At 53.4% G+C, this 12,554-nt stretch carries 9 protein-coding genes; 4 read left to right on the top strand and 5 right to left on the bottom strand.

The window, feature by feature from the left end; genetic code table 11:
• Positions 1 to 59 precede the first annotated feature (59 nt).
• From V1572_RS21285 to V1572_RS21275, 3 genes are all read right to left on the bottom strand, one after another.
• Complete coding sequence (locus tag V1572_RS21285) at positions 60 to 2,642, bottom strand: fimbria/pilus outer membrane usher protein (RefSeq protein WP_395299563.1); 2,583 nt, start codon at positions 2,640 to 2,642, stop codon at positions 60 to 62.
• Between the two features lie 32 nt (positions 2,643 to 2,674).
• Positions 2,675 to 3,409 carry a molecular chaperone gene (locus V1572_RS21280; protein ID WP_196365315.1) on the bottom strand — a complete coding sequence of 245 codons (735 nt, stop codon included), beginning with the start codon at positions 3,407 to 3,409 and terminating at the stop codon, positions 2,675 to 2,677.
• Between the two features lie 63 nt (positions 3,410 to 3,472).
• Positions 3,473 to 4,033: a fimbrial protein gene (locus tag V1572_RS21275; RefSeq protein ID WP_045909925.1), complete on the bottom strand. Its 561-nt coding sequence runs from the start codon at positions 4,031 to 4,033 to the stop codon at positions 3,473 to 3,475.
• A 448-nt stretch (positions 4,034 to 4,481) separates the two neighbouring features.
• Here V1572_RS21275 and speB point away from each other — a divergent pair, with 448 nt between their 5' ends.
• The gene (gene speB / locus V1572_RS21270; protein WP_008499737.1) at positions 4,482 to 5,402 is read left to right on the top strand and encodes an agmatinase; all 921 of its coding nucleotides are present in this window, start codon (positions 4,482 to 4,484) and stop codon (positions 5,400 to 5,402) included.
• Positions 5,403 to 5,451: 49 nt separating this feature from the next.
• Here speB and V1572_RS21265 read toward each other — a convergent pair whose 3' ends face one another.
• Positions 5,452 to 6,720, bottom strand: coding sequence for an OprD family outer membrane porin (locus tag V1572_RS21265; RefSeq protein WP_032653315.1), 1,269 nt, complete (start codon positions 6,718 to 6,720; stop codon positions 5,452 to 5,454).
• A gap of 209 nt (positions 6,721 to 6,929) precedes the next feature.
• Complete coding sequence (locus V1572_RS21260) at positions 6,930 to 7,688, bottom strand: M48 family metallopeptidase (protein ID WP_021242066.1); 759 nt, start codon at positions 7,686 to 7,688, stop codon at positions 6,930 to 6,932.
• A 272-nt stretch (positions 7,689 to 7,960) separates the two neighbouring features.
• Here V1572_RS21260 and tkt point away from each other — a divergent pair, with 272 nt between their 5' ends.
• From tkt to pgk, 3 genes are all read left to right on the top strand, one after another.
• Positions 7,961 to 9,952, top strand: a complete 1,992-nt coding sequence (gene tkt, locus V1572_RS21255; RefSeq protein ID WP_395299562.1) for a transketolase — start codon at positions 7,961 to 7,963, stop codon at positions 9,950 to 9,952.
• 325 nt (positions 9,953 to 10,277) lie between these two features.
• Complete coding sequence (gene epd, locus V1572_RS21250; protein ID WP_045909922.1) at positions 10,278 to 11,297, top strand: erythrose-4-phosphate dehydrogenase; 1,020 nt, start codon at positions 10,278 to 10,280, stop codon at positions 11,295 to 11,297.
• Positions 11,298 to 11,346: 49 nt separating this feature from the next.
• A complete protein-coding gene (gene pgk, locus V1572_RS21245) occupies positions 11,347 to 12,510 on the top strand; it encodes a phosphoglycerate kinase (protein WP_008499732.1) in 1,164 nt (387 codons plus the stop codon).
• The last annotated feature ends 44 nt before the right edge of the window (positions 12,511 to 12,554 follow it).

Raw genomic sequence — 12,554 nt, 5'->3', positions numbered from 1 at the left:
CATAACAGTGATAATATAAGGAGATAAAGCAGAGTCGTAATGTATTTATTCATTTTCTCTTAAAGGCCTTTGCAGATAATATCTATTGCATCAAAGGAGGTGGCTTTACTCATATTGCGGTTTTTTCTGTTATCAGAAAGGTGATTGACCTCTGCTGAGCACGTATTCATCACCTTATTGCTATTCCATTTAATAACGATCGGCTTGCCAGATTCAGGCAAGGTCAACATTGCCAGGCCACCCTGGCCGACCATACCGAGCGTGGCGTCGCTACCGTCGGTAATGGATGCACCGAAGGGGATCTTCTGCCCGGAGGCATGTGTGAAGCGCACAAAGGTCTGTTGCTTCTGCTGCGTTTCCATTTTGATATGCACGGCGGCACCCGCGGTGGGCACAATGCTCTTACGCGTATCCTCGACGTCGACGCTCATTGATGTACCTTTTGGATCAATGAAGACATCGTTGTATCGGTAAGGCGTCAGATAGCCGACAATGCCATAGCCGTTATCTTTAATGACCGCATTTGAATCAGGGTAAACTCTTGCCCCTTCAGCGCCTTTGGCCTCGATTACGCCAATGGTGTCGCCTAACGTTGGGGTCAAATTGATGCCGCCACGGTGCACAACCACGCCACCGTTCATATTCAGACCGCCCATGAAGCTGTGGAGGGACTGGCTGAACGCGACGCCGCCGGAAGCGCTATCGCCCACGTAAGAAAGGTTGGTACCGAAGTTGGTTTCCGGCCTGCTGGACTCGCTGAAGTAGCCGCTGAAGCCATACTGTGAGCGCTCGCCAGCCGAGCCGCTGAGCGAGGTGCGGATGGTGGCCTCATCGCTGTTGTAGCTAAAGTTCGCCCCCAGGCGGGCTTGTTTTTCATAACGATGGCCAAGCGGCATGGATACGCTCAGGTAGATCGTATCGTCATGACCACCGTCTTCATTATTGGTTCGGCCAAGTGAAATACCCCAGGTCGACGTGCCAAACCGGTTGTTGTATCCCAGCGCGTAGTTGGATTTTTCCGTGCGGCCCAGTTCATCGTTCCAGACGTTGCCGATGAAACCACTGACGTAAAAACTTCCCCAGCCCGCAGGCAGCATCTGGTTGATGTTTGCTTCCAGGCGTTCACGGTAGCGCTCGGGTAAATATCGGTCGTTACCGTGCTCCAGCGCCTGCTTCACGCTGACGGCATCCGCCAGCGAGTAGTAATCTTTACTGGAGTAGCGGTAACCTACCAGGCTGAAGTTTGTACCGGTTTCTGAAAGGTTTTTAGCAAGACTGATTCGCAGGGACATGTCACACAGTGAACCGCAGTCATCGCTCCCCATACCTGTGTTAAAGTTCGTATAAGAGCGGGTAACGTCCAGACCTAATGCCCCGAGCGGGGTATTGATGGCCACACCACCCAGCAGGGCGTTGTAATCGCCATCAAACGCGGTTTGCGCACCTACGTACCCCGTCAGATTATTCAGCAGACCGTACTGAAGCGTGCCCTCGGTCATCCATGGCGCATCGGCAAGATACGTATTACGCATTTCCCCCGACGAGAGCGAATAGCGGAAGTAACCTTCGCGCAGCAGCTGCGGAACGCTGGAGTAGGGGACCGTAAAGGTGTTGATGGTGCCATCCGTCTCTTTGACGGTGACCTCCAGATCGCCGTTGTAGCCTGTTGCATAGAGATCGCTGATGGCAAACTCACCCGGCGGCACCACTTTTTCGTAGAGGGTGCTGCCGGACTGCTTGATGGTGACTGTGGCGTTGCTGTTGGCAAAACCCCGTACAACAGGCGCGTAGTAGCGCACGGAGTCCGGCAGCATGCGATCGTCGGTGGCAAGCCTTGCGCCGCGAATGGCCGTTGTATCAAACATCTCCCCGCTGGTGTTGAGATCGCCCAGCACCACTTCAGACTGCAATGCTGCAATCCCCCGGCTGGCAAATGCCTGCAGATGATCGACCCCCTCATCGTCAATATCATTGCCGAGGTTCAGAGTGTCATAGGTCACAAAACGCCACGCCCCGAGGGTCATCGCCGTTTGCAGGTTACCAAAGAGATAGTTGCTGGTTTCGCCCAACTCACGGTTGCGCGTGCTTGAACCACTCAGCGCATAGGAGGCCATGAGGGTAGGTTCACCGTCGTCCCATAGCTCAGGGCTGATGTATCCCTCCGGCGTATTAAGCAGCATCGCCTGCGGGACGGTGACGTCCAGACGCTCATCATCCTGGTTGTAGGTCACGGTTGCGCCGGGCACAAGCGTTTCAAGGATCAGGCAGCCGCCCGTCTTCCAGTTTTCCGGCAGTTTGCGGGTGTCGACGTCAAAGCGGATAATCATTTCCGGCGTCATGCAGGCATTTACGCCCTGCTTATTTTTTGCCGGAATAAATGAAATGGGCCAGGTGCCTAATTTCCGCAGGTTACTAAATACTTCCAGTTTGTAATCTCCGGGCTGGATTTTATCTACCCCGTCGAACTGGCTAAGGTCTAACCCACTGTTATAGAAATTCATAAAGCCGCGAGAAAAGTTTACCGCTTTTTTCTCTGCTTCGGCGTTAGCCTGGCCTGAAACGCACAATGCCAGAATAATGATCTGGCCAAGGGTACTTTTCGCTTTTTTGAGAAGCCTGTATTTATTATGGCGTGCTGACATTTAACCTTCCCAAAGGTAGAACGTATAAAATATTAAAAGTTATAAGTGCGCTTAATATATGCGCCTAAATCAGTGATATAGTTGTATTTAAATATGCCGCGTCCGCTCACTGCGCTGACCTGCGGAAAGTGATAAACCAGCGTTCCATAAGGGACAATCATGTCACCCGGGATCTCGATGTCTTTATTGTCGGCATTCGTCAGCCAGACGCTGGTCATGCTCACGTGGAAAGGTGAGTTATTGGTTCCCACCACGTCGTAGCCTTTTGCCGCTTTACGCAATTCCCACTTCAGATCGTCGCCCGCCTGCATGGGATTGCCCTTCAGGCCCGCTGGGCGATAGAAAAATTTGATCATTGTGCGGAACGCCATTTTTATCTGGTTCTGATCCGCCTCTTCAGGCAGTTCTGGTGGAATATCCAGCACGTTTAGCCAGAGCAGCGTTTCGCGATCTTTCGGGTATTTTCCTGCGGCTTCCGCTGTCTGGAAGATACGGAAAACTTTCCCTTTTTGACCGTTAACGCGCGCAGCGGGAGGGTTGATAAAGAACGGAAGGTTTTCCTTCTCTGTTCCATCGGTTTTATCGGTGCTGGAAAGCCATACCTGCACCAGCTCCGGGTTTTTGCTGAGGTTATTCACGCGAACGGTTTGTTCACTCTCGTTTGCATTGAATGCCACGCGAGTCGTTAAAATTTGTATAGTGGCGTTGGCGCAGGGGAACCACGTCAATGTCACCATTAACATCACTTTGAAAATATTACTGACCATCAGGCTCAACGTTCCTAAATGTGGCAGGGAAAGCAGTGGGATAAATCCCACTGCTTAGAGGTATTACTGGTACTTAATGGAATAAACGACGTCAGTAGTGACTTTACCGGCCGTCGCCGCACCGCCGGTGGCAACGTATTGCGCCCAGTAGTCGAAGCGAGCGGTATTACCTGTAATGGTCGCTGTTTTCGGGCTGTTGTTTGCGGTGTTCAGGTTCATAACCGCTTTGCTGGAATCTAACAGACCGATTTCAACTTTATCGGCACCGCCCGTCGTGACGGTGTTTCTCAGGTTACCGGTGGTGGCGTTGATATTGGTGCTCTGTGCCAGTTCGAAGAAGACGCTGGCGACTTTGTTGTTGGTGCAATTTGCACCGCTCAGTTTAATGAAGAATGGCGTGTCACCCGCGCGTTGACCAGCTGTTGCCAGCGCGGTGGTGCTGACGCTTGGCAGATGCACGGTGAAATCAGGAGAGGTAGATTCACCCTGTGCATCACCGCCTGTAATAGCACAGGTTGCGTCACTGATAGTACCGTCAAAGGTAATCGTGCCATCTTCTGCCGCTGCTGCAGAACCCGCTCCCGCCAGAATGGTAAAAAGACCAATTTTTAAATATTTGTTCATAAGTAATTCCATTTAGAAATAAATTTTAATAAAGCGGCGGGATTGTAGGGAGTAAAAAAAGAGAAAACTACACGCTATAACTAAATAAAATCCGAATTCGGACTATCTCATGCTGTTTATGTATGTATGAATGTGTTATGGAAAGGCTTTACTCTTGAATTATAAAGGGTGAGCCCGTAATGGGAGCATTTAAATATTCATTGGGGAAATATTAAGAATGTAAAGATTATAATATTTTTATGGCTATTGTTTTATTCGATGAATGGTAAGGGTTGGCTATATAATTTGTATTTATGAGTCGCTTGAATTTAATGGAGTCAGGCGCTATTCTTAGCGCCATACAGCATTACGATATGAAAAGATCCCTTCCTCGTCGGGCTTAACGACGCGGAAGGGATTTTTTTTCACCTTTAGCAACGATCGTCTATCTATGATACGAGGACAGGACATGAGCACTTTAGGTCATCAGTACGATAACTCTCTGGTATCTAACGCGTTTGGTTTTTTACGCCTTCCGATGAACTTCCAGCCGTACGACAGTGACGCGGACTGGGTGATCACTGGCGTGCCGTTCGACATGGCAACGTCAGGCCGTGCGGGTGGGCGTCATGGCCCGGCAGCGATCCGTCAGGTTTCCACTAACCTGGCCTGGGAGCACAACCGTTTCCCGTGGAACTTCGACATGCGCGAGCGCCTGAACGTGGTGGACTGCGGTGACCTGGTGTATGCCTTTGGTGATGCGCGTGAGATGAGCGAAAAGCTGCAGGCCCACGCCGAGAAGTTGCTGGCTGCCGGTAAGCGCATGCTCTCCTTCGGCGGCGACCACTTCGTGACCCTGCCGCTGCTGCGCGCCCACGCGAAGCACTTCGGTAAAATGGCGCTGGTACACTTTGATGCGCATACCGACACCTACGCCAACGGCTGTGAGTTTGACCACGGCACCATGTTCTTTACCGCGCCGAACGAAGGTCTGATCGACCCGAACCACTCCGTGCAGATCGGTATTCGCACTGAGTTCGACAAAGATAACGGCTTCACCGTGCTGGATGCGGGTCAGGTTAACGACCGCGGCGTGGATGACATCCTCGCGCAGGTGAAGCAGATCGTGGGTGATATGCCCGTGTATCTGACCTTCGACATCGACTGCCTCGATCCGGCATTTGCACCGGGTACCGGTACCCCGGTAATCGGCGGCCTGACCTCAGACCGCGCCATCAAGCTGGTGCGCGGCCTGAAGGATCTCAACATTGTCGGGATGGACGTGGTGGAAGTGGCGCCTGCGTATGACCAGTCCGAGATCACTGCGCTGGCCGCAGCGACCCTGGCACTGGAAATGCTCTACATCCAGGCAGCCAAAAAAGGCGAATAAGCCTCTTCTGGCGTAAAAAACCTCTCCCTGGAGAGGTTTTTTATTGCCTTTAGAACACGTTAAACGGGTATTCCACGTAAGCGCGGATCTCGTCCCCGCCCACGTTATAGTCGCTGGCGTTGCTGGAGACGCGCAGCACGGAATAGCGCAGTTTCAGTTTCAGATCCTTCGCCGGGCCATCCTGCACCTGGTACTGGATCTGGTTAAACCACTCGTGCTCTTTGCCGTTGCTGGTTTCCGCGGTTTTGATGTTGTCCCCGCGCACGTAGGCGGTGGTCCAGCTCAGACCCGGCAGGCCAAGGCCGCCAAAGTCCAGACCGTAGGATGCCTGCCAGGAACGTTCATCTTCGCCGTTAAAATCAGACCAGTAGGAGTTTGCCAGCCAGATGGTGTTACCGCCATCACCTACGCCGCCCTGGTCGCGGTAGCCGCCGTAGTTGTAGCCGGTGCTGCCGCTGCTCTGCTGGTACGCCACTTTGAACGTGTGAATATCCCAGATGTAGCTCGCCGCCAGGCTCCAGATAGCGTTGCTGCGGCCCGTATCGAGGCTGTCCGCGTAACTCTGATCGAGACGGGAGTTATAGCCGTTGAAGTCGAGCACCAGCTGCTGCCCGGTGCTGAACGGCTGTTTGAAGTTCAGGCCCAGATACTGCTTGTTCATCACCTCTTCATTGTGAGAGGCGTAAAACGCGCCGCTGAACTGATCGTTGAACTGGTAGCTCGCGCCGCCGAAGGAGAGGCTCTTCAGCCCGCTGTCGTGGCGGTCGTCACTTTTACGCTGCTCGTCGGTGAAATAACCGGCGTTGATTTCCAGACCGTCGATCTCTTTTGAGGTCAGCATGGTGCCGGTGTAGCTTTCAAAGAGCAGGCGAGAGCTGTCGGCATTGACGATGGGCAGCTCAGGACGCTGATTCCCGTAGCTCAGTACGGTATTCGAGATGCGCATTTTGGCGGTTGCGCCAAACTTTGCCAGATCGGATTTTGCCCGGCCGTCGTCTTCCTGCTTAAAGAAGTCGATGCCGCCTGCGCCGCTCTTGCCGCGACCGCCGTCCAGGCGCACGCCGTATTGAGCAATACCGTCCACACCAAAGCCCACCAGCCCTTCGGTATAGCCGGATGCAAACGTGGCGATGATCCCCTGACCCCATTCGGCTTTATCCTGCTGGCCCTGATGATAATCACGGCTGATATACGCATTGCGTAAAAACAGGTCCAGATGGCTGTCGTCAATAAAACCCTGGCTGTCGGATTGCTGGCTTGCAGCGGCAGGTAATGCGGAAAATAAACTTAAAGCAATTAATGATAATTCTTTTTTCACGGAGGGAACGTCTCTGTCTGGATATATTAATTGAATAACTGCAGGGGGGATAATTACCGGAAAAAGTGACCTTTGCAATAATTATGTGACCAGACGTTTCAATGTAACAGGGTAGATTTGGCGGGGCTTTCAGGGGTGTTATCGATACGTGCTGTTAAGTTAACAATTCATGCGAAATAAAAAGGAGGCAAAACTGCCTCCTTCTGAAATTATTTAATTCCGTCTGCGGCCATACGGTCGCGAATATGCTGTGCGCGCTCTTCTGAGGCAGGGTGATCGTCAAACATAGAGCTTTGACGTCCTGCTTCCAGTTTGGCCAGTTTTTCAAAGCTGGTGGCTAAACCGGATGGATTAATGCCGCGTTTGCGCAACAGATCGTAGGAGTAGTCATCCGCTTCGGACTCCTGACGCTGGGAGAACTGGGAGTTCACCAGTTTTTCACCCACGTCGCCAAGCTGTGACTGGGACAGGCTGCCAACGATACCGCCTGCTGAGGCCGCCGCTGCGCGGATGGCATTGGTGCCTAAGGCAACCTGCATCCCTTTCTTCACGTGGCCCAGCGCAACGTGGCCCATTTCATGGCCGATGACCGCTTCCACTTCGTTGTCGGTCATCATATCCATCAGGCCGCTGTAAACGCGGATACAGCCGTTCGCCATCGCGAAGGCGTTGACGTCTTTCGCCATGTAAACCTTGTAGTTCACCGGCTGGCCGTTGATGTTATCGCCCAGCGCGGAAGCAATCTTATTCAGACGCTGCGTGTAGGTACTGTTAGCCGGCGCAAGCGTGGCTTTTCCGTCCATATCTTTACAGGCCTGGTCGCTCAGCGCTTTTACCTGCGCATCGCTCAGGGAATAGGCCTGAAAGGCCTCTGCGCCTGAGGTCATCAGGCCGTTAGAATCCATATTCTGACAGCCGCTCAGCAGGAGCGTTGTACCCAGGGCCAGCACTATTGCACGCATTTTCATGAGGTTGCTTCCGTACTCGTTAATCTGAATAAAATCCGAAAAGTGCACCGTCAGCGAAGCCGGTGTCGCGCTAAGTATAAGGAATATCTACAGGGCCGGGCGAGTAGATTGCGCAACATGCGAGCATGATCCAGAGATTTCTTAAGCTGCAAAAGAATGGTCCATGTACATGGCATGCCGCTTGGGTTACATTGTTGGCACTTTTTTCCGGCGTAGCCCAAAACGCGCTGTCGTCAAGGGCATGGCCTTTAACAGTCCGATCTGGAGTTAAAATGTCCTCACGTAAAGAGCTTGCTAATGCTATTCGTGCGCTGAGCATGGACGCAGTACAGAAAGCCAAATCCGGCCACCCTGGGGCCCCTATGGGTATGGCTGATATCGCCGAAGTCCTGTGGCGCGATTTCCTGAACCACAACCCGCAGAACCCGTCATGGGCTGACCGCGACCGTTTCGTACTGTCTAACGGCCACGGCTCTATGCTGATCTATAGCCTGCTGCACCTCACCGGCTACGATCTGCCTATCGAAGAGCTGAAAAACTTCCGTCAGCTGCACTCCAAAACTCCAGGTCACCCGGAAGTGGGCTACACCGCTGGCGTAGAAACCACCACCGGCCCGCTGGGTCAGGGTATTGCTAACGCTGTGGGTATGGCGATCGCTGAGAAGACCCTGGCGGCGCAGTTCAACCGTCCTGGCCACGACATCGTTGACCACTTCACCTACGCGTTCATGGGCGATGGCTGCATGATGGAAGGCATTTCTCACGAAGTGTGCTCCCTGGCAGGTACCCTGAAGCTGGGTAAACTGGTTGCGTTCTATGACGACAACGGTATCTCCATCGACGGTCACGTTGAAGGCTGGTTCACTGACGACACCGCTAAACGTTTCGAAGCTTACGGCTGGCACGTTGTGCGTGGCGTTGATGGCCACGATGCTGACTCGATTAAACGTGCAGTAGAAGAAGCGCGCGCTGTGACGGACAAACCGTCCCTGCTGATGTGCAAAACCATCATCGGCTTCGGTTCTCCGAACAAAGCGGGTACGCACGACTCCCACGGCGCGCCGCTGGGCGACGCGGAAATCGCACTGACCCGCGAAGCGCTGGGCTGGAAATACCCTGCATTCGAAATCCCATCTGAGATCTATGCTCAGTGGGATGCAAAAGAAGTAGGCCAGGCGAAAGAAGCGGCGTGGAACGAGAAGTTCGCGGCTTACGCGAAAGCCTTCCCACAGGAAGCGGCTGAATTCACCCGTCGTATGAAAGGTGAAATGCCGTCTGACTTCGACGCGAAAGCGAACGAGTTCATCGCTAAGCTGCAGGCGAACCCGTCTAAAATCGCGAGCCGTAAAGCGTCTCAGAATGCCATTGAAGCGTTCGGTCCTCTGCTGCCTGAATTCCTCGGCGGCTCCGCTGATCTGGCGCCATCTAACCTGACCCTGTGGTCCGGTTCTAAGCCAATCAACGAAGACACTGCCGGTAACTACATCCATTACGGTGTACGTGAATTCGGTATGACTGCGATTGCCAACGGTATCTCCCTGCACGGTGGTTTCCTGCCGTACACCTCTACCTTCCTGATGTTCGTTGAATATGCGCGTAACGCCGTGCGTATGGCGGCGCTGATGAAACAGCGTCAGGTGATGGTTTACACCCACGACTCCATCGGTCTGGGCGAAGACGGTCCAACTCACCAGCCGGTAGAGCAGGTGGCTTCTCTGCGCGTGACCCCGAACATGAGCACATGGCGTCCATGTGACCAGGTTGAATCCGCGGTAGCGTGGAAATACGGCGTTGAGCGTCAGGACGGTCCTACCGCGCTGATCCTCTCCCGTCAGAACCTGGCACAGCAGGAGCGTACGCCAGAGCAGCTGGCGAACATCGCTCGCGGTGGTTACGTGCTGAAAGATTGCGCGGGCCAGCCAGAGCTGATCTTCATCGCTACCGGTTCTGAAGTCGAACTGGCTGTTGCCGCATGGGAAAAACTGACTGCCGAAGGCGTGAAGGCGCGCGTGGTCTCCATGCCGTCTACCGACGCGTTCGATAAGCAGGATGCCGCTTACCGTGAATCCGTACTGCCTAAAGCGGTTTCCGCTCGCGTGGCAGTGGAAGCGGGTATCGCTGACTACTGGTTCAAATACGTGGGCCTGAACGGCGCTATCGTCGGCATGACCACCTTCGGTGAGTCTGCTCCGGCAGAGCAGCTGTTCGAAGAGTTCGGCTTCACCGTTGAGAACGTTATCGCGAAAGCGAAAGAACTGCTGTAATCGCCGTTTTGCCCGGTGGCGCTACGCTTACCGGGTCTACAAATGGCTCGAAAGTAGGCCGGGTAAGCGCTAGCGCGCCACCCGGCTTTTTTTGCGTCATTATTCCACCGAAAATGTGACGCAAGTCATATAGCTCGCTTATTCATCTGGACAGACATTCCTTTTATTCCCCGATTCGCTTATTCTTGCTGAAGCGTTTCAGTCGATTAAATGTTCGACAATTGACCAATCAATCGCAGTTTGTGACAGCAAGGATTCCCCTTCGGGCGTAGCTGGATTACTCTTTCAGCCACCTCACACTCAGGGATTGCTTTGCAGGAGATCTATGACCGTACGCGTAGCGATTAATGGCTTCGGTCGCATCGGGCGTAATGTGGTTCGTGCTTTGTATGAATCCGGACGTCGGGCGGAAATAACCGTGGTGGCAATCAATGAACTGGCGGATGCTGCGGGCATGGCGCATTTATTGAAGTATGACACCAGCCACGGACGCTTTGCCTGGGATGTGCGCCAGGAAAGAGATCAGCTTTTTGTGGGTGATGACGCGATTCGTGTGCTGCATGAGAACAGCATCTCCGGGCTACCCTGGCGTGAACTGGGTGTGGATGTCGTACTTGACTGTACCGGTGTGTATGGCAATCGCGAACATGGCGAAGCGCATCTGACAGCCGGCGCGAAAAAAGTTCTGTTTTCTCATCCCGGCAGTAACGACCTCGACGCGACGGTCGTGTTTGGCGTCAACCAGCATGAGCTGCAGGCCGAACACCGCATTGTTTCCAACGCCTCCTGTACCACCAACTGCATTATTCCGGTCATCAAATTGTTAGACGATGCGTATGGCATTGAGTCCGGCACCGTGACCACGATTCACTCCGCCATGCACGATCAGCAGGTCATTGACGCTTACCACCCGGATTTACGGCGCACGCGTGCAGCGAGCCAGTCAATCATTCCGGTGGATACGAAACTGGCGGCAGGGATCACCCGAATTTTTCCGCAGTTCAATGACCGTTTTGAAGCGATTGCCGTGCGCGTCCCAACAATCAACGTCACCGCAATCGACCTTAGCGTAACGGTGAAAAAACCGGTAAAAGCCTGTGAAGTCAACCTGTTGCTGCAAAAAGCGGCACAGGGGGCATTTCATGGTATAGTTGACTATACGGAATTACCGTTGGTCTCAGTAGATTTTAACCACGACCCGCACAGCGCCATCGTCGATGGCACGCAAACGAGGGTTAGTGGCGCACACCTTATCAAGACGCTGGTCTGGTGTGATAACGAATGGGGCTTTGCTAACCGAATGCTCGACACCACGTTAGCAATGGCTGCTCAAGGTTTCAGGTAAGACGCATCGTGCGTCTGCAAAACTTTAAGAATCAACGAGAGGATTCACCATGTCTGTAATTAAGATGACCGATCTGGATCTGGCTGGTAAACGCGTTTTCATCCGTGCCGATCTGAACGTACCGGTTAAAGATGGCAAAGTGACCAGCGACGCGCGTATCCGTGCATCTCTGCCAACCATCGAGCTGGCTCTGAAGCAGGGCGCTAAAGTGATGGTCACCTCCCACCTGGGTCGTCCAACTGAAGGCGAGTACAACGAAGAGTTCTCTCTGCTGCCAGTGGTTAATTACCTGAAAGACAAACTGTCCAACCCGGTTCGCCTGGTGAAAGATTACCTGGACGGCGTTGACGTTGCAGCCGGTGAACTGGTTGTTCTGGAAAACGTTCGCTTCAACAAAGGCGAGAAGAAAGACGACGAAACCCTTTCCAAAAAATACGCTGCACTGTGCGACGTGTTCGTGATGGATGCCTTCGGTACGGCGCACCGTGCTCAGGCGTCTACCCACGGTATCGGTAAATTCGCAGACGTTGCGTGTGCCGGTCCTCTGCTGGCTGACGAACTGGAAGCGCTGGGTAAAGCGCTGAAAGAACCTGCTCGTCCGATGGTCGCTATCGTTGGTGGTTCTAAAGTTTCTACCAAACTGACCGTTCTGGATTCCCTGTCTAAAATCGCTGACCAGCTGATCGTTGGTGGTGGTATCGCGAACACCTTCGTTGCCGCTCAGGGCCACAACGTGGGTAAATCCCTGTACGAAGCAGACCTGGTTGACGAAGCCAAACGCCTGCTGGGTACCTGTGATATCCCGGTTCCAACTGACGTTCGCGTCGCGACCGAGTTCTCCGAAACCGCAACCGCGACTCTGAAGTCTGTAAACGACATCAAAGACGAAGAGCAGATTCTGGATCTGGGCGACGTTTCTGCACAGAAACTGGCTGAAATCCTCAAAAACGCAAAAACTATCCTGTGGAACGGTCCGGTTGGCGTGTTCGAATTCCCGAACTTCCGCAAAGGGACTGAAATCGTTGCTAACGCTATCGCAGACAGCGAAGCGTTCTCTATCGCAGGCGGTGGTGACACCCTGGCAGCAATCGACCTGTTCGGTATCGCTGACAAGATCTCCTACATCTCCACTGGTGGCGGCGCATTCCTCGAATTCGTGGAAGGCAAAGTACTGCCAGCAGTAGCAATGCTCGAAGAGCGCGCTAAGAAGTAAGCCATTCAAGGGCAGGGAAACCTGCCCAATTTTCAGCGCGCTTT

The sequence above is a fragment of the Enterobacter quasiroggenkampii genome, from assembly GCF_043972695.1.
Lineage (GTDB): Bacteria > Pseudomonadota > Gammaproteobacteria > Enterobacterales > Enterobacteriaceae > Enterobacter > Enterobacter quasiroggenkampii.
The sequence above is the reverse complement of the archived record's forward strand: the minus strand, read 5'-3'. Positions and strand labels throughout refer to the sequence as shown.